Origin of the sequence: Actinomycetospora cinnamomea (assembly GCF_003096675.1) — a bacterium.
GTDB lineage: Bacteria > Actinomycetota > Actinomycetes > Mycobacteriales > Pseudonocardiaceae > Actinomycetospora > Actinomycetospora cinnamomea.
On the sequence record NZ_QEKW01000005.1, the window covers coordinates 21336 to 37902 of the forward strand.

Genomic DNA, 16567 nt, shown 5'->3' on the forward strand with positions numbered 1-16567 from the left:
AGCCGCAACGCTGTTCCCGCCCTCATTGGTCACGCACCGAAGCTAGAAGTAGGCTCAAAGAGTGAGTCGAGTGGTCGCAGTGTTGGACGCTGCGTAACGTCTCGCATGCTGGTGGGCTCGGTGGTGACCGCCGGTGACGCGGAGGCGGGCGATGGTGGGAGGAGGGACCGGTGGGAGGAGGGACCGTGGGCGTGGCAGGCGGGCGACCGGACACCGAGCTCGTGGTGCTCGCCGCGGGCGGCGACCAGGCGGCCTTCGCGGAGCTCATGACGCGGCACCGTCCCCGGCTCTACGCGGTGTGCCGGCGCATCACGGCCCACGACCAGGACGCCCAGGAGGCGCTGCAGGAGACGATGATCCTTGCCTGGAGGCGGCTCGGGGAGTTCGACGGCCGCTCGGCGGTCGGCACCTGGCTCTACCGGGTCGCCACCAACGCCGCGATCGACGAGGTGCGCCGCCGCAAGCGCACCCCCGAGCCGTCCGAGACGGTGCCCGAGCCCACCCCGTCCCGCGGCGCCGACGCCGCGGTCGTCGCCCGCACGGACGTCGACCGGGCGCTGGCCCAGCTGCCGCCGCAGTACCGGGCCGTGGTCGTGCTGCGCGAGCTCTGCGACCTGTCCTACTCCGAGATCGCGGAACTGCGCGACATCCCGGTCGACACCGTCAAGTCGCAGCTCTCCCGCGGACGCCGGGCCCTCGTCGAGCTGCTCACCGAGCGCCCGGCCGTCCAGCCGGCATGAGCTCGCCCGTCGGCCCCGTCGGCCCCGTCGGCCCCGTCGGCCCCGTCACCTCGCGGCTCGTCGAGGTCTGCACGCGCACCCGCGAGCGGCTGCGCACGCCCGTGCTGCGCGACCGCGTCGACGGGCTGATCACCCGCCTCGGGGAGCCGCGCATCCGCGTGGCGGTCGGGGGCCGGATGAACGCGGGGAAGTCGACGCTGGTCAACGCCCTGCTCCAGGAGCGGCTCGCCGCCACCGGCGCGACGGAGACGACGCGGCTGGTGACGTGGTTCCGGCACTCCCACCAGGCGCGGATCCGCGTCCACCGCCGCGACGGCACCGAGCGGGTCCTGCCGCTCCCTGCGGGCGGGGGCGTGGGCGCCTCGGCGGGCTCGCTCGAGGACGCCGCGGGGATCGGCCACCTCACCGTCGAGACCCCCAACGACACGCTGACCCGGCACACGCTGGTGGACACGCCGGGCATGGACTCGCTGTCGAGGCTCGACCCCGACTCGCTCGCGGCCCTGGGCGACGCCGACGCGGTGGTCTACCTCATGCCGCACCCGGGCGAGCGCGACGTCGAGGCCATCGACGCGGTCCGCGGCTGGGCGGGCGGCCTGCGGCTCGGGGCGGCGAACATGCTCGGCGTCCTCAGCCGCGTCGACACCCTCTCGGGCGAGGACGACCCATGGCCGACGGCCCGCCGTGTGGCCGACCGCTACGCCGGCGAGCTGCGGGCCGTGCTCTCCGACGTCGTGCCCGTGGCCGGGCTGCTCGCCGAGACGGCGCGCGGACCGGACTTCACCGAGGCCGACGCGCGGGCCCTGCGCGCGCTGGCCGCCGCCGACCGCGGCGGGGTGGCGCGGAAGCTGCGCACGGTGCAGCGGTTCCGTGGCTGGGCCGAGGCCCCCGTCGACGCCGGCGACCGCGAGCGCCTGCTCGAGCTGCTCGGCCTGCACGGCATCCGCGTCGGCCTCGAGCTGCTCGACGAGGGCCGCCGCTCCACGCCGGCGCTGCTCGAGGGCTTCGCGCAGCGCTCCGGGATCGCCACGGTGCTCGAGCGGATCGAGACCGTGTTCGTCGGCGGTGCCGACCGGCTGCGGGCCAGCGCGGGCATCGCCGCGCTCGAGCACCTCGGGTGGGACGCCCCCGACGAGGTCGACCGCCGCGCCCTGCTCGCGCTGCAGTCCGACCTCGACCGGCTGCGCCTCGAGCCCGCCCTGCGCCAGGTGGAGCTCGCGGGCGCGCTGGTCGACCTCGAGGCCGGGCGGATGCGCCTCGCCGGCGAGGACGTCGTGCGGCTGCGCGACCTCGCCACCGGCGCCGACGACGCGCGCCGGCTGGGCCTCGACGCGGGCGCAGGCCCCGAGGCGGTGGCCGCCGCGGCCGCCGCGCAGATCCCGCAGTGGCGCCGCCTCGAGGCCCGCCCGTCGCGGGTGCTGCAGCGCCACGCCCGCACGGCCCGCGAGCTGTGCGAGCACATCCTCTTCGCGGGGCCGGACGGCGCGGACCGACCAGCGGCGCCGACCCTGCCGACCTGGCAGGCTCGGTCGCCGAGCCGGTGAGCCCGGTGCCGTCGGTGCCGTCGACGCGTGGGGAGGAGGCCGTGGTGGGCGTGCCGCCCCGTGCCGGCCCTGCGCGGGCCGCCCTCGGGCCCTACGTGCTGGGCGACGTCATCCACCGCGGGCGCTCCGGAGAGGTCGTCCGCGCGCACGACACCGCGCACGACCGCGTCGTCGCCTTGCGGCTGCTCGCCCCCGACGGCGCCGACCGCGAGTACCGGGCCCGGTTCGACCGCGCGTGCGGCATCGTGCGCACGCTGCGCGAGCCGCACGTGCTGCCCGTGCTCGACCACGGCGAGCAGCACGGCCGCCTCTACGTCGCGACGCCGCTGCTCGCCGGGCCCGACCTGCGCACCCTGCTCTCCCGCGTCGAGGTCCTCGCGCCCGAGCGCGCGGTCGCCGTCGTCGAGCAGGCGGCCCGGGCCCTGGCCGCCGCCCACGGCCGCGGCCTGGCCCACCGCAACGTCAAGCCGTCGAACGTGCTCTTCGCCGACCCCGCGGCCACCGAGGTCCGCGTCGGCGACTTCGGGCTGGTCTCGCGCAACGGCCTCTCGCTCGACCACACCGCGCCCGAGCGCTTCCGCGGCGGGGCGACCGACCACCGCGAGGACGTCTACGCCCTGGGCTGCGTGCTCTACACCTGCCTCACCGGCACCCGCCCCTACCCGGGGCGCAGCCTGCCCGAGCGGATGCGTGGGCACCTCGAGAGCCCGGTCCCGCGGCCGTCGGAGCAGCGGCCGGGCGTGCCCGCCGCGTTCGACGACGTGATCGCCGGGGCGCTCGCGAAGACACCGGCCGAGCGGACCGTCACCGTCGGCACCCTCGCCGCGGCCGCCCGCGCCGCGCTCGGCGGGTAGATCCGGCGCAGATTTCTCCCCCGACGCCGGAACATCCGCCGGCCCCCGGCACGTCACAGTCGCGAACGGTCCACCGACGGCGGTGGGCCCGCGCACCCGGGGCAGGACACGATGAGCGGCTCGACCGGCGAGATGTACTTCAGCGCCGACGGCGGGGTGTACGACGCCTCCGGCACGATGATCGGCACCTACGAGACCGACGACGCGGGCCGCGTGGACGTCGTCTCCACCGACACCGACGCCGACGGCGTGCTCGACACGACGGTCTCCGACACCGACGGCAACGGCACCTTCGAGACCGGCGTGGTGGACACCGACGGCGACGGCTACTACGACACGATGATCGTGGACACCGACGGCGACGGCGACTTCGACACCGCCGCGATCGACACCGACCGCGACGGCCGGGCCGACACCGCCGCCCACGACCCGGCCGGTTTCTGAGCGCACACCGCCATGGCCTCACTGCCGACGACCCCGCATCCCGGCGCCCGCGGTCCCGCGCCCGACGAGAGCGTCACCGCCCCGGTGACGCTGCCGGGCGGGGCCGACGCCGCCGGGGAGCGGGACGCGCTCATCGCGCTGTGCATCGACCTCGCCGACCGGCTGCGTACCACCGCGCCCGGCCTGCGGGCTCGGCTCCACCGCGGGCTCGCCGAGGTCGGCGTCGTCCCCCTCGAGCCCGACGGCCGCCCGTTCGACCGCGCCCGGCACGACGCGGTCGACCGCGAGCCCACCACCGACCCCGCCCGCGACCGCACGGTCGCGAGCACCGAACGCCCCGGCTACGCCGACCGGGGGCGCGTCCTGCGCCGCCCCGAGGTCGTCGTCCACGCGCTGGAGCACCCCGGAGATCCCGCATGACCACCACCACTGACGCGCCGCCGACCGGGCGGCGGCCCCACCCGCTGACCGACGAGGTCCTGCGGTTGGTGGCCGGCGTGCGCGCGGCCGCCGTCGAGGACGGCGAGCAGGCCGCGGCCGAGGCGCTCGACACCGACGTCGCCCGCGTCCGCGCCGCCCACGCCGCGGTGGTCGTGGTCGGGGAGAAGAAGCGCGGCAAGAGCTCGCTGATCAACGCGCTGGTCGGGCGACCGGGCCTGCTGCCCGTCGACGCCGACGTCGCCACCTGCGTGCACATCGTCGTGTCGCACGGACCCGACGGCGCCACCGTCGTGCTCGGCGGCGGGCCGACCGGGCGTGAGGTGGGGCTCGACGACATCGCCGAGTACGCCGCGCTCGACCCCGGCGCGCGCGCCCCGGAGCACGAGGACGTCAGCCAGGTGCAGGTCCGGGTGCCGGCGCCGGTGCTCGCCGGCGGGCTCGAGCTGATCGACACCCCGGGCGTCGGCGGGCTGGTCGCCGGCCACGCCGCCCTGACCCTCGCCACGCTGGACCGCGCGGACGCGCTGGTGTTCGTCCTCGACGGCTCCAGCGAGATCACCGCCTCCGAGCTCGCGTTCCTCGAGCGCGCCACCGAGCGGATCGCCACGGTCGTCTTCGCGCTGACCAAGATCGACCAGTTCCCGGCGTGGGAGGAGGTGCAGGCCCGCGACGTCGCGCTGATCGCGCAGCACGCCCCGCGCTACGCCGACGCGCCCTGGTTCGGCGTCTCGAGCCGCGCGGCCGCCGACGCCCTCGAGGCCGAGGCCGACGGCGAGCTCACCGAGGCCGCCGAGGAGCGGGCCGCGAGCGGCATCGACCCGCTGACCGACCACCTCGCCGGGCTCGCCGAGGGCGCCGACGGCCTCCGCCTGGCCAACCTCGTCCACCAGGCGACGGCGACGGCCAAGCGGCTCTCCGGCCTGCAGGTGCGCCGGGCTCTCTCGCTCTCGCTCTCCGGCGAGTTCGCCGAGCTGGTCACGAAGGAGAAGGCGGCGCTCACCGCGCTGCAGGGCCAGAACGCGACGTGGCGCCAGACGCTCGGCGAGCGCTCGGCGCGCCTCGAGCAGCGGATGCGCACCGAGCTCGCGCGGCGGATCGAGGACCTGCGCAAGGAGGTCGGCGACCGCATCGCCACCGGCAGCAGCAAGGTCTTCGACGAGGTCGCCACCGACCTCCCGCCGCGCGCGCAGGCCCTGTGGATCGAGATGGACACGCTGCTGCGCCGCGAGCTCACCGCGCTGGGCGAGGCGCTGCTCGCCGACCTGGAGGGCGTCGAGGTCGACCTCTCCGGCGTCGTCCCCGACGCCCCCGAGCGGCTCGCGCAGCTGCCCGAGGCCGCCCGCGGCCAGGGCAGCACGAGCTTCGCCGAGCAGGGCGTCATGGCCGCCGGCCTCGGGATGGGGCTCGGGCACCTCGTGGCGCTGGTGGTCGCCCCGCCGGTCGGCATCCTGGCGGGACTGGGCGCGGTCGGGTTCTTCTCCTGGCGGCGCTGGAGCAAGGAGCGCGGTGCCCGCAGCCGGGAGGACGCCCGCCGCTACCTCGGCGAGGTGACCACGCGGCTGAACAACGAGATCCCGCCGGTGGTGGCCCAGGCGGTCACCGGGGCACGGGAGGTGCTCGGCCGCCAGATCACCACCGCGCTGGCGCAGGAGAAGGACCGGCTCACCGCGAGCCTGGCCGAGCACGAGAAGAACCTGGCCGCCGAGAAGAGCGCGCTGGCCCGCCGCAAGGCCGAGGTCGACGCCCGGCTGAAGAAGCGCAACGAGTTGCGGGAGACCGCCGAGCAGCTGGTCAGGAAGCTGCCGGCCCACCGAGGGGAGTCGTCGTGACCGCGCAGGGAGCCGGGGGAGCCGGTCGGGACGTCTGGCTGGACATGTCGCGCTACCCCGACACGGACCCCGACGCCGTGCTCACCGGGGCGGAGCAGGACCTGCTCTCGAGCTCGCTCACGGTCGACGACGGCGAGCTGCCCGACGCGGTGTGGGAGCACATGCTCGCCGTCGTGACGGGGCCCGACGCCGGCGCCGACGACGCCGACGACGCCGACGACGGGGACGCCACCGACCCCCCGGGCGACGCCCCGGCGGGCTGGGACGCCGACCCGACGGTGGAGGTCCACGACGACGGCGATCCGGGCGGGGAGCCGGCCGAGCTCGGGGACGCCTGGGAGGACGGCGCGTGGGACGGCGGGGCGGTGTGATCCCCCCGGGCCGCGGCTGGGACCTCGCGATCGACTTCGGGACCTCGTTCACCACGACCGCCACGCTGGTCGACGGGCGCACCGAGGTGCTGGAGATCGACGGCTCGAAGTACGTGCCGTCGCTGGTGTGCCTCGACGACGACGGCACGATCCTCGTGGGCCGCGACGCGCTCAACGAGTCGGCGATGGCGCCCGACCGCACCGAGCGGGTGCCCAAGCGGGCGCTCGTCGCCTCCGAGCACGTGCTGCTGGGGCCGCGGACCGTGGCCACCGTCGACCTCGTCGCGGCCGTGCTCGACCGGGTCGCCGGGGAGGCCGTGCGCCGGTTCTCGGGGCGGCGTCCGGGACGCGTCGTGCTGACCCACCCGGCGCGCTGGCAGGCCGGCGGGCTCGAGCTGCGCCGGCTCACCGAGGCCGCCGAGCGCGCGGGCCTGGGCGAGCCCGACCTCGTCGCCGAGCCCGTGGCCGCCGCGCACCACTACGTGCGCAGCGGCTCGGACGACCAGGCGGTGCCCGACGGCGGCATGATCGGGGTCTACGACTTCGGCGGCGGCACGTTCGACACCGCCGTCCTGCGCCGCCGCGGGGTCGGCTTCGAGCTCGCGGGCTCGCCCGGCGGCGACGTCGCCCTCGGCGGCGAGGATCTCGACGCCGCGTTCATGGAGATCCTCGCCGAGCACGCCGAGGCGCTCGACGCCGACCGGTGGACCGAGCTGTGGGAGGCGCCCGGGCGCGTCGCCGAGCGTCACCGCACGTTGCTGCGCCGCGACGTCACCCAGGCGAAGGAGGCGCTCTCGCGCCTGCCCGCGGTGAACCTGTGGGTGCCCGGCTACGACGACGAGATCCGCGTGACGCGCCGCGAGTACGAGCGCGCCGTCGAGCCGCTGCTCGCCCGCAGCGTCGCCGAGCTGCAGGACACCATCGGCCGCGCCGGCACCACCCCCGACGCGCTCGTCGACGTCTTCCTCACCGGCAGCACCAGCCGGACCCCGCGGATCAGCACGCTGCTCGCCGACCTGCTCGGGCACGTGCCCGGGATGCGCGACGACCCGAAGGCGGTCGTCGCGCTCGGGGCGCTCGCGACCGTGCCGGGTTCGGTGAGCGCGACGATGCACGTCCGGCTCCCGGGAGAACCCGCGCGCGGGCGCCGACCCGGCGGGCACCCGGCCCGGCCCGGCGTCCCGTCGCCGCCACCGCACGCGCCGCCCGCGCGGCCCACTCCGCCGCTGACACCGGCGGGCTTCCCCGCGCCCGAGCCTCCGCCGGACGGGGCCACGACGATCCGCCGACCGTCGAGCGGGCCGTCACGGGTGCCGCCCGGACGGCACGCCGCACCGGAGGTCACCGAGAGCGCCGCCGAGGACCTCGACGAGATCGCCCGGGAGATCGGCGCCGTCGCCGAGGCCGCCGGCGTCGCCGACCGGCTCGGGGCGCCGACCGTGCGCACCGGCGCGGGGGACGCTGCCGCACGGCGGCGGCTGGAGACCGCGCTGGAGGAGGTGGGCAGCGCGATCGGGGCGCGCTTCAGCCCGTTCCCCGGCCTGCCGCCCGCGGTCGCGCTGCAGGTGCTGCGCGAGGGACGCGACGAGCTCGGTGGCCTCGGGCGTTGCCTCGAGCGCCTCGACGCGGTGGCCGAACGGCTGGCCGGGTGGGCGACGTCGTCGGCCGTTCGGCCAGGGTGAGTACCCCGCCCGCGGGGTACGCCGGGCACGACGACGACGAAGGAGCCCCATGACCCACACCGCGACCCGACGCCCGACCGCGGCGCCCGCCGTCGTCACGGCCCTGCGCGTCCTGTCGGTGCTCACGGTCGTCGCCCTGCTGTTCCAGTTCCTGACCGCCGGCGGGCTCGTCGGCCAGAGCGGGGGCGGGGGCGCCCTGGCGGCCCACGCGACGGGGGCGATCGTGCTGCACGTCCTGTCCGGCCTGACGATGGTCGCGGCCGCGCTGGCGTGGCGGGGCGGCGCGGCGCTGTGGCCGCTGGTCGTCGCCGCCCTGGTGTTCGCCCTGAGCTTCCTGCAGGCCTACGTCGGCAGCTACGGGCCGCTGCTCGTGCACATCCCCGGCGCGATGGTGCTGACCGTCGGCTCGGTGCTCGTCGCGGCCTGGTCGTTCACCCGCGGGGCGACCGGGGCCCGGTAGCACGGGGCGAGCCCGCGGGTCCCCTTCTCCCCGCCGGTCTGTCACGCTGCCCCACGGGCGGAGCCGTCCAGGCAGCGAGGAGGCCGACCGTGACCGACCGGATCGCGGAGCACTACGAGCGCCTCGCACGCGCCGACGACGACCACTGGGCCTACGACCCCGACCACGTACGGCGCTTCGCCCAGGCGATGGCCGACACCCTGCGGCTGATCCGGACCGACACGATCGCCGACGTCGGCTGCGGCACCGGCCTCTACACGCGGCGGCTCTGCGAGTACGTCGAACCGGAGCGGCCCGTCCTGTGCGTCGACCCCGTCGCGGCGATGCTCGAGCGGCTCCCCGCCCTCCCGGGGCTGCGGCCCCTGCACGCGTCCGCGGAGGACCTCGCGTCGGGCCGGGTGGCGCTGCCGGACGACCGCGCGCTGGACGCGGTCGTCATGAAGGAGGCGATCCACCACGTCGCCGACCGGAGGGCCACGCTCGAGGGGCTCGTCGGCCTGCTGTCACCGCACGGTCGGATCCTCGTCGTGATGCTCCCGCGGACCATCCACCACCCGTTGTTCCGGGCGGCCCACGAGCGCTTCCGCGAGCTGCAGCCCGAGCCCGGCGAGATCGCCGACCTCGTCTCCGCCGCCGGGCTGCGGGCGTCGGTGAGCTACCGGACGTTCCACGTCGCGATCGAGCGGGAGCGCTACATCCGCATGCTCGAGTCGCGCTACATGTCGGTGCTGGGCGAGTTCTCCGAGGACGAGCTGCAGGCCGGCATCGACCAGTTCCGCCACGCCTACCGCGACCCGGTCCTGCGGTTCGACGACCACTTCGCCTTCGTGAAGGGTTGGGTCCCGCCGCGCTAGGGACGGGCCGGACGGCGGCATCCCTGCCGCCGCGTGCGTCGGCCGTTCCCCCGACCGCCGGTACCGCTCAGCGGACAGTGACGGGGAGGGAAAGTGATCACCGCCACGACCAGGCATGATGGGTCGGGCAACGACCCCGATCACCGGAGTGGCGACAGTGAGTGCCGGACCTGACCACGGGCGGCATGGTGATGCGGTCGGGGCGTTGGTCCATCCCGCGCTGTTCTACGCCGACGACCAGACCTACCTCGCCGGCACCGTCCCGTTCCTGCGCGAGGGGCTCGAGGCCGGGGAGCCGGTCATGATGGCGGCGCCGCCGACGAAGCTCGACCTGGTCCGCCAGGCGCTCGGACCGGTGGCCGCCGAGGTCGGCCTGCACGACATGACGCTCGCGGGCCGCAACCCCGGGCGCATCATCGCCGGGGTGCTGCGTGCGTTCGTCGACGAGCACGCCCACGCCGGACGGGTCCGCATCATCGGCGAGCCGATCTGGGCCGGCCGCAGCCCCCAGCAGTACGCGGCCGCCGTGCAGCACGAGGCACTGATCAACGTGGCGCTGGCGGACCGGCCGGCGACGGTGCTCTGCCCCTACGACACGACGGCGCTCGCCCCGGCGGTGATCGCCGACGCCCGCCGGACGCACCCCGTCGTCGTCGAGCGGGACACGACCACCACCAGCGAGCGCTACGCCGACCCCACCGACGTCGCCCAGTGGTTCAGCGGACCCCTGGCCGAGCCCACCGAGATCGGCGAGACGCTCGTCTTCAGCGCCCCCGACGGGCCCCGCATCGTCCGCCACGCGGTCGCCGAGCACGCCCTGCGTGCGGGGGTCGACGAGGACCGGGTCGCCGACCTGTGCCTGGCCGCGTACGAGGTCGCGGTGAACACCGTCGTGCACACCGGCCGGCCGGGTCTGCTCGCGCTCTGGACGCGGGAGTCCGGCTCCGCGTCGGGATGGGAGGCGGCGGAGCCGGCCGCGGTGGTGTGCGAGGTGCAGGACAGCGGGTGGATCGCCGACCCGCTCGTGGGGCGCCACCCCTGCGGTCCGGCCGACGGCCGCGGCTACGGCCTGCGCCTGGCCCACCAGCTCTGCGACCTCGTGCAGGTGCACAGCGACCCGAGCCTCGGGACGACCGTCCGGATGACGATGCACCGGGACGAGCCGTGAACGTGACGCACGTGGGTCTTCCGGTGCGCGACGCGGAGCGCAGCGTCGCGTTCTACGCCTCCCACTTCGGCTTCGACCCCGCCACGGCGACCACCCACGACGACGGCACGGTCATCGTCCGCAACCGCGACGCCTTCGACCTCGCGCTGCACCCCGACGCGGGCGTGGCCGCCCCGTTGCACCCGTTCCTGCACGTCGGGTTCCGGCTCACCGACGCCGACGCGGTGCGCGCCGTCCTCGCGGACCTCCGCGCGGCCGGGGCCGAGATCGTCGAGGAGTGGGACGAGCCGGGCTACGTGGCCCTCAAGTGCGCGGACCCCGACGGCCACCGCGTCGAGGTCTACTGGGAGCCCTAGGACCGCTCCCGCAGCACGGCCACGCCGTCACCGGCGAGCTCGTCGAGCACCGGGGGCCGCCCGACCATCGCGAGCACGAGCAGGCGCAGCGGACCGCTCACCTCGGGCCCGTCGCCGACCGACCAGTCCGTGTCGGTGGCGCGCAGGCGCAGCCCCGCGATGCGCTTCTGGGCGCCGACCAGCGGCTGCATGCCGCTCGCGGTGTCGGCCGCCGCGCGCAGGGCCCGCTCGTCGTGGGCGATCGTCGTGCCGGTCGGGTGGGCGATGTCCTCCCCGTGGGCGACGGTCTCGACCAGCCACGAAGCGGTCGGGCCGGGGGGTCCGGTCCGGGCGTGGATCCCGCGCTCGAGGCGGGCGAGCAGGCTCGCGACGGGCTCGGCGCCGAGCTCCTGGATGTTGCGGCCGACCATCCGCGGGAACGAGAAGCCGCTGCGCGCGAGGCCGAGGACGAACCGGGGTGGGGTCATCTCGAGGGTCGAGACGATGTGGGCGAGCGTGTCCTTCGTCGTCCAGCCCTCGCAGAGGGCGGGCCGGGACCACGCGGCGTCGTCGAGCCCCACGAGCGCCTCGTGCAGCCGGCGGCGCTCGGTGGCGATCAGGTCCCAGGTGTCGGCCGTGGTGCGCTTCGTTTCGCTCATCGACGAATGAGACTGCCGGCGAAACAGCCGGTCAAGGACGGAGGCGCGGTGGACGACAGCCGAGGAGTGCTGCAGGCGCTGGCGTCCCCGACCCGACGGGAGATCCTCTGGATGCTCGGCGACGAGGAGCGCGCGGCCGGCGAGATCGCCGCGGCGCTGCGGGTCACCGCCCCGACCGTGTCGGAGCACCTGCGGGTGTGGCGCGAGGCCGGCCTGGTCGCGATGGGGGGCGACGGCAGCTTCCGGCGCTACCGCGCCCGCCGCCCGGTGCTCGGCGCCGTGCAGGAGCTGCTCGGACAGGGCACCGAGCGCTGGACCCCGGCCGATGACGTCCCCGAGCGCGAGCGTGCCTCGGCGCGCACCGGCCACGTCGCCAGCGCGTCGGTCGAGCTGGCCTGTTCCCGGGGCCGGGTGTTCGAGGCGTTCACCGACGCGCAGCTGTACTCGCGGTGGCTCGGCGCGCCGGTCAGCGTCGTGGACGGGCACGTCTCGGCCACGCTGGAGTGGGGCACGCAGGTGCGGGGCCGCTACGAGCACGTCGTCGAGCCCGAGCTGATCGTCATGTGGTGGGACTTCGCCGACGACCAGGTGCCGGTCCCCGGCGGTGAGCAGCGCGCGTACGCCCACTTCAGCGACGCCGTGGACGGGGGGGGGGCGCGTCGAGGTCCACCAGCTGGTGGACACCCTGGAGCAGGCCACGTTCATGCACCACGCGTGGCGGCTGGTCCTGGGCCGACTCGCCGAGGCCGCCCCGCACCTCGTCGACGACGCGGCGGCGGCCGAACCGCGCTCCCGCCGGCCCAAGCACCGTGGGACGCCCCCGACCGGCTGAACCCGGCCGGCGGGCGGGCCGGCTGGTCCGGCGCCGTTGGTCCCGGCGGGGGTGTCCCGCTGGTCCCTCCCCCGGCGACCGTCGCCCGGCGAGGCTGGGCGGCGAGCGGCGGGCGCCGCCGGGAGGAGGACCCGCAGATGAGCACGGAGCACGACGCCGAGACCGGAGCCGGCACGGTCGTGGTCGGCGTGGACGGGTCGGCCGGCGCGCGGGTCGCGCTCGACCGGGCGCTTCGCGAGGGCGCGCGGCTGGGCACCGACGTCACCGCCGTCGCCGCGTTCTCGCCGTCGGACCAGTGGGCGATCGAGCTCGGCTCGGCGCCGCCCGATCTCGAAGCGGTGGGCGAGAGGGTCCGCGCCGGCGTGCAGAGGACCGTCGACGACGCCGTCGCGGCGGCGAAGGGGGAGGGTGTGGACGTCCCGGAGGTGCGGGTCGTCGCGGACGCGGGCGCGCCCGCGGACGTGCTGTGCCGCGTCGCCCGCGACGCCGAGCTGCTCGTCGTCGGGCACCGCGGCCGGGGCGCGCTCGCCACGCGGCTGATCGGCTCGGTCGGCCTCGGCGTCGTCGTGCACGCAAGGTGCCCGGTGCTCGTGGTGCGCGCGCCGGAGACCGCCGACGCCTGAGACCGCGGGCTCGCCGCCTACGCTCGCGGCGTGATCCGTGTGTTCCTCGTCGACGACCACGAGGTGGTGCGCCGGGGCGTGGCGGACCTGCTCGCCGGCGAGCCCGACCTCGCGGTGGCGGGCGAGGCCGGCACGGTGGACGAGGCCCTCGCCCGCATCGGGGTCGTGGCGCCCGACGTCGCCGTCCTCGACGTGCGCCTTCCGGACGGCAACGGCGTCGAGCTGTGCCGCGAGCTGCGGTCCCGCCACCCCGAGCTCGCCTGCCTGATGCTGACCTCGTTCACCGACGAGCAGGCGATCCTCGACGCCGTGCTCGCGGGCGCGAGCGGCTACGTCGTCAAGGACGTGCGCGGCAGCGACATCGCCGCAGCGGTGCGCGACGTCGCGTCGGGGCGCAGCCTGCTCGACCACCGGGCCGCCGCCGTGGTCATGGCGACGTTGCGCACGCCGTCGGGGCCCCCGGACCCCACCGCCGAGCTGACCCCGCAGGAGCGCGCGGTGCTCGACCTCGTCGGCGACGGGCTCACCAACCGCCAGATCGGCGAGCGGCTCCACCTGGCCGAGAAGACGGTCAAGAACCACGTCACCCGGTTGCTCGCCAAGCTCGGCCTCGAGCGCCGGGTGCAGGCCGCGAAGGTCGCGACCGAGGCGCGGCGCCGTCGCGGCTGATCACCGCTTGCGGGCGCTGATGACCCCCGTGTCGAAGCCCGCGAGATGCAGCCCGCCGTGGAAGCGGGCGTGCTCGACCTTGAGGCAACGGTCCATCACCACGGTCAGGCCGGCCTCGACACCGCGGTGCGCGAGCTGCTCGTCGTAGAGGCCGAACTGCGTCCAGAACGTCGCCGCCCCGGCCGCGATCGTCGCGTCGAGGACGTCGGGCAGGTCCTCGAGACGGCGGAAGACGTCGACGAGGTCGGGCGTCACCGGCAGCGCGTCCAGCGACGGGTACACCGGCCGGCCGAGGATCTCGCTCGCATTCGGGTTGACGAACCAGACGTCGTAGTCGGTGGACCCGAGCAGGTAGGTCGCGACGAAGTTCGACGCCCGTGCCGGGTTCGGCGAGGCGCCGACCATCGCGACGGTGCGCGTGCGGCGCAGGACGGCCTGGCGCTCCTGCGCGGTCGGCGGGGTCCAGGTGCCCGCGGTGCTCGTCATCGGCCGGACTCCTTCGTCGCCTCGGTGAGCGCCTGGTCGAGGTCCCACAGGATGTCGTCGGCATCCTCGATCCCCACGCTGATGCGGATGAGGTCGGGCCGCACGCCGCCCTCGCGCAGCTGGTCGGCGGTCAGCTGCTGGTGGGTGGTGGACGCGGGGTGCAGCACGAGCGTGCGCGCGTCGCCGATGTTGGCGAGGTGGCTGCACAGCTGCACCGACTCGATGAACCGCCGGCCCGCCGCCCGGGCCGAGTTCACCGGGTCCTCGTCGGCACCGCGGACCCCGAAGCTGAACACCGCTCCGGGGCCGGCCGGCAGGTACCGGCGCGCCCGCTCGTGGTGCGGGTGGCTCGGCAGCCCCGCGTAGCTCACCCACGCGACCCGCTCGTCGGCCTCGAGCCACTCGGCGACGCGCCGGGCGTTCGCGACGTGGGCCTCCATCCGCTGGGGAAGCGTCTCGACGCCCTGGAGCAGCAGGAACGCCGAGTGCGCCGACAGCGTCGCCCCGACGTCGCGCAGCTGCTCCGAACGGATCTTGGTGAGGAAGCCGTACTCCTGGAAGTTGCCCCACCAGGTCAGCCCGCCGTACGACGGGATCGGGTCGGTCATCTGGGGGAAGTTGCCGTTGCCCCAGTCGAACCGGCCCGACTCGAGGATCACCCCGCCGAGGGTGGTGCCGTGCCCGCCGAGGAACTTCGTCGCCGAGTGGATGACGATGTCGGCGCCGTGCTCCATGGGCCGGCACAGGTACGGCGTGGCCATGGTGGCGTCGATGATCAGCGGCAGACCGCGCTCGTGGGCCACCTCGGCCAGCGCGGCCACGTCGGTCACCTCGCCCGACGGGTTCGCGATGATCTCGGCGAACACGCAGCGCGTCCGGTCGGTCATCGCGGCGCGGAAGGCCTCGGGGTCGTCGCCGGCGACGAACGTCGTGTCCACGCCGAAGCGGCGCAGGGTGACGTCGAGCTGGGTGACCGTGCCCCCGTAGAGCGCGGCCGCGGCCACGATGTGGTCGCCCGCGCCCGCGAGCGTCGCGAAGGTGAGGAACTCCGCGGCCTGCCCGGAGCTGGTGGCCACGGCGCCGAGCGCGCCCTCGAGGCTGGCCAGGCGCTCCTCGAGCGCGGCGACCGTGGGGTTGGCGATGCGGCTGTAGATGTTGCCGTACTTCTGCAGCGCGAACAGGTTCGCGGCGTCGGCGGTGTCGTCGAAGACGAAGCTCGTCGTCTGGTAGATCGGCACCGCGCGGGCGCCCGTCGCGGCGTCGGGCACGGCGCCGGCGTGCACGGCGCGGGTGCGGAACCCCCAGGGACGGTCAGCGGCCACCCCGCCGTTCTACCGCACGACGACGGCACCCGGACGACCGGCGAATGATTGCCGACGGCGCATGGGTGGGAAGGCCTGCCACTCGTCGACACGGGAGGACCACCATGGCCGTCTGCGAGACCTGCGGGAACGACTACGAGCTGGCGTTCGAGATCACGGCGCAGGGTGCGACGCACACCTTCGACAGCTTCGAGTGCGCGATCCACAAGATGGCCCCGCGCTGCGAGCACTGCGGCGTCACGATCGTCGGCCACGGCCACCAGGCCGATGGCCGGTTCTTCTGCTGCGCCCACTGCGCCTCGGCGTCCGTCGGGGCGTCGACGGTCGACCACGCCTGATCAGCGGAAGTAGGCGTTCGCCGGCGCCTGGAAGGAGAACAGGATCGCCGCGACGATGAGCGCGGCCTGCAGGAGGCTGACGGTCGTCGACAGGAGGCCGAGGTTGACGCCGAGGCCCGCGGTGAGCAGGACGCCGAGCACGGTGAACACCGCGGAGATGCCGCCGAGGACGGTCAGCGCGATGCGGGCCCAGTTCTCGCCGCGGCGCAGGCGCAGCGCGCAGTAGACGATCGCGCCGAGGAAGAGCAGGCCGATGATCGCGCCGACGATGGTCCCCGCGGCCGCGGTAGCGCCCGGGGCCGCGGGCATCGTCGCGAACGAGAGGGCGCTGCCGAGGACGCCGACGACCACGGCGGCGATCCAGAGCCGGAACGAGCGTTCGACGGGGGTCGGCGGGGCGGGGGTGGTCACGGGCGCACGGTAGGGCACCGCAGGTCCCGTGCCCACCGCCAGACCGTGCCCTCCTCGGGGTCCGTGGCCTCGCCGTCGCGGAGGAAGCCGTGGCGGCGCAGCACCGTCGTCGACGCGGTCTCCTCGGGCCGGGTGTGCGCCACGACCCGGCGCAGCCCGGCCGCGGTGGCGTGCGCGAGCCACAGCCCGACCGCCGCCGTCGCCACGCCCCGGCCCCGACGCGAGGGCGCGACCGAGTAGCCGATCTCGACCTGGCCGTCGACCGGAGGGCCGGTGAAGCCGCCGAGCCCCACCACCTCGTCCCCCTCGACGACCAGGTGGGCGAACCACGCCGGGTCGACCCCGCCCTCGAGCGCGGTGACGGTGGGCTCCAGCGCCTCCGGGAACGCCAGGAACCCCTCGACCGGCGTGAGCCCGAAGCGCTCGGCGAACGCCTCCGGCTCGGTCAGCAGCGTCACCGCCTGTTCGGGCTGCAGCGGCACGACCTCGATCCCCACGTGAGCGA

General features: G+C 75.7%; 20 protein-coding genes. 15 read left to right on the forward strand and 5 right to left on the reverse strand.

The annotated features are described in order from the left end of the window. The first annotated feature begins 185 nt into the window (after window positions 1–185). The 12 genes from C8D89_RS11245 to C8D89_RS11300 all read left to right on the forward strand — a co-directional run bounded on the left by C8D89_RS11245 (window position 186) and on the right by C8D89_RS11300 (window position 10743). Complete coding sequence (locus C8D89_RS11245; protein ID WP_207787176.1) at window positions 186–740, forward strand: RNA polymerase sigma factor; 555 nt, start codon at window positions 186–188, stop codon at window positions 738–740. Continuing rightward, window positions 737–2284: a dynamin family protein gene (locus C8D89_RS11250; RefSeq protein WP_116708230.1), complete on the forward strand. Its 1548-nt coding sequence runs from the start codon at window positions 737–739 to the stop codon at window positions 2282–2284. Before C8D89_RS11245 ends, C8D89_RS11250 begins: the two co-directional genes overlap by 4 nt. A gap of 44 nt (window positions 2285–2328) precedes the next feature. After that, window positions 2329–3138 (forward strand): serine/threonine-protein kinase, encoded by an 810-nt coding sequence (locus tag C8D89_RS11255; protein ID WP_165825653.1) that lies wholly within the window; start codon window positions 2329–2331, stop codon window positions 3136–3138. Between the two features lie 111 nt (window positions 3139–3249). After that, window positions 3250–3582: a hypothetical protein gene (locus C8D89_RS11260; protein WP_116708232.1), complete on the forward strand. Its 333-nt coding sequence runs from the start codon at window positions 3250–3252 to the stop codon at window positions 3580–3582. A 12-nt stretch (window positions 3583–3594) separates the two neighbouring features. After that, entirely contained in the window at window positions 3595–4002 is a 408-nt protein-coding gene (gene grpE / locus C8D89_RS11265; protein WP_116708233.1) for a nucleotide exchange factor GrpE, read from the forward strand. Further along, a complete protein-coding gene (locus C8D89_RS11270; RefSeq protein WP_116708234.1) occupies window positions 3999–5852 on the forward strand; it encodes a dynamin family protein in 1854 nt (617 codons plus the stop codon). The genes grpE and C8D89_RS11270 overlap by 4 nt, the downstream gene beginning before the upstream one ends. Then, window positions 5849–6223: a hypothetical protein gene (locus tag C8D89_RS11275; protein ID WP_116708235.1), complete on the forward strand. Its 375-nt coding sequence runs from the start codon at window positions 5849–5851 to the stop codon at window positions 6221–6223. The genes C8D89_RS11270 and C8D89_RS11275 overlap by 4 nt, the downstream gene beginning before the upstream one ends. Then, a complete protein-coding gene (locus C8D89_RS11280; protein ID WP_116708236.1) occupies window positions 6202–7905 on the forward strand; it encodes an Hsp70 family protein in 1704 nt (567 codons plus the stop codon). Before C8D89_RS11275 ends, C8D89_RS11280 begins: the two co-directional genes overlap by 22 nt. A gap of 49 nt (window positions 7906–7954) precedes the next feature. Next, window positions 7955–8365, forward strand: a complete 411-nt coding sequence (locus C8D89_RS11285; RefSeq protein WP_116708237.1) for a hypothetical protein — start codon at window positions 7955–7957, stop codon at window positions 8363–8365. Between the two features lie 89 nt (window positions 8366–8454). Beyond that, window positions 8455–9219, forward strand: a complete 765-nt coding sequence (locus tag C8D89_RS11290; RefSeq protein WP_207787177.1) for a class I SAM-dependent methyltransferase — start codon at window positions 8455–8457, stop codon at window positions 9217–9219. 205 nt (window positions 9220–9424) lie between these two features. Next, the gene (locus C8D89_RS11295; RefSeq protein ID WP_243418030.1) at window positions 9425–10387 is read left to right on the forward strand and encodes a sensor histidine kinase; all 963 of its coding nucleotides are present in this window, start codon (window positions 9425–9427) and stop codon (window positions 10385–10387) included. Window positions 10388–10398: 11 nt separating this feature from the next. Beyond that, entirely contained in the window at window positions 10399–10743 is a 345-nt protein-coding gene (locus C8D89_RS11300; protein ID WP_165825654.1) for a VOC family protein, read from the forward strand. Here the strand turns inward: C8D89_RS11300 and C8D89_RS11305 are convergent. Continuing rightward, entirely contained in the window at window positions 10740–11381 is a 642-nt protein-coding gene (locus C8D89_RS11305; protein ID WP_116708239.1) for a maleylpyruvate isomerase family mycothiol-dependent enzyme, read from the reverse strand. The genes C8D89_RS11300 and C8D89_RS11305 overlap by 4 nt on opposite strands. 48 nt (window positions 11382–11429) lie before the next feature. Between C8D89_RS11305 and C8D89_RS11310 the strand changes: the two genes are divergently transcribed. Next, a complete protein-coding gene (locus C8D89_RS11310) occupies window positions 11430–12836 on the forward strand; it encodes a metalloregulator ArsR/SmtB family transcription factor (RefSeq protein ID WP_165825655.1) in 1407 nt (468 codons plus the stop codon). A gap of 30 nt (window positions 12837–12866) precedes the next feature. Next, window positions 12867–13505, forward strand: a complete 639-nt coding sequence (locus tag C8D89_RS11315; RefSeq protein WP_116708241.1) for a response regulator — start codon at window positions 12867–12869, stop codon at window positions 13503–13505. Here C8D89_RS11315 and C8D89_RS11320 read toward each other — a convergent pair whose 3' ends face one another. Next, window positions 13506–13991, reverse strand: coding sequence for a CoA-binding protein (locus C8D89_RS11320; RefSeq protein ID WP_116708242.1), 486 nt, complete (start codon window positions 13989–13991; stop codon window positions 13506–13508). It lies immediately after the preceding gene. Further along, window positions 13988–15313, reverse strand: a complete 1326-nt coding sequence (locus C8D89_RS11325; RefSeq protein ID WP_116708243.1) for an O-acetylhomoserine aminocarboxypropyltransferase/cysteine synthase family protein — start codon at window positions 15311–15313, stop codon at window positions 13988–13990. Before C8D89_RS11325 ends, C8D89_RS11320 begins: the two co-directional genes overlap by 4 nt. Window positions 15314–15417: 104 nt before the next feature. Between C8D89_RS11325 and C8D89_RS11330 the strand changes: the two genes are divergently transcribed. After that, a complete protein-coding gene (locus C8D89_RS11330; protein WP_116708244.1) occupies window positions 15418–15651 on the forward strand; it encodes a hypothetical protein in 234 nt (77 codons plus the stop codon). Here C8D89_RS11330 and C8D89_RS11335 read toward each other — a convergent pair whose 3' ends face one another. Then, window positions 15652–16062, reverse strand: coding sequence for a hypothetical protein (locus tag C8D89_RS11335; protein WP_133251879.1), 411 nt, complete (start codon window positions 16060–16062; stop codon window positions 15652–15654). Continuing rightward, on the reverse strand, window positions 16059–16559 hold the full coding sequence (locus tag C8D89_RS11340; protein ID WP_165825656.1) for a GNAT family N-acetyltransferase: 501 nt from the start codon (window positions 16557–16559) through the stop codon (window positions 16059–16061). Before C8D89_RS11340 ends, C8D89_RS11335 begins: the two co-directional genes overlap by 4 nt. Between the last annotated feature and the right edge of the window lie 8 nt (window positions 16560–16567).

Bases quoted from the DNA above. Each gene is read 5' to 3' on its own strand.
- C8D89_RS11270 (WP_116708234.1), top strand. From the start codon at position 3,999: ATGACCACCACCACTGACGCGCCGCCGACCGGGCGGCGGCCCCACCCG.
- C8D89_RS11320 (WP_116708242.1), bottom strand. From the start codon at position 13,991: ATGACGAGCACCGCGGGCACCTGGACCCCGCCGACCGCGCAGGAGCGC.
- C8D89_RS11305 (WP_116708239.1), bottom strand. From the start codon at position 11,381: ATGAGCGAAACGAAGCGCACCACGGCCGACACCTGGGACCTGATCGCC.
- C8D89_RS11250 (WP_116708230.1), top strand. From the start codon at position 737: ATGAGCTCGCCCGTCGGCCCCGTCGGCCCCGTCGGCCCCGTCGGCCCC.
- C8D89_RS11330 (WP_116708244.1), top strand. From the start codon at position 15,418: ATGGCCGTCTGCGAGACCTGCGGGAACGACTACGAGCTGGCGTTCGAG.
- C8D89_RS11260 (WP_116708232.1), top strand. From the start codon at position 3,250: ATGAGCGGCTCGACCGGCGAGATGTACTTCAGCGCCGACGGCGGGGTG.
- grpE (WP_116708233.1), top strand. From the start codon at position 3,595: ATGGCCTCACTGCCGACGACCCCGCATCCCGGCGCCCGCGGTCCCGCG.
- C8D89_RS11285 (WP_116708237.1), top strand. From the start codon at position 7,955: ATGACCCACACCGCGACCCGACGCCCGACCGCGGCGCCCGCCGTCGTC.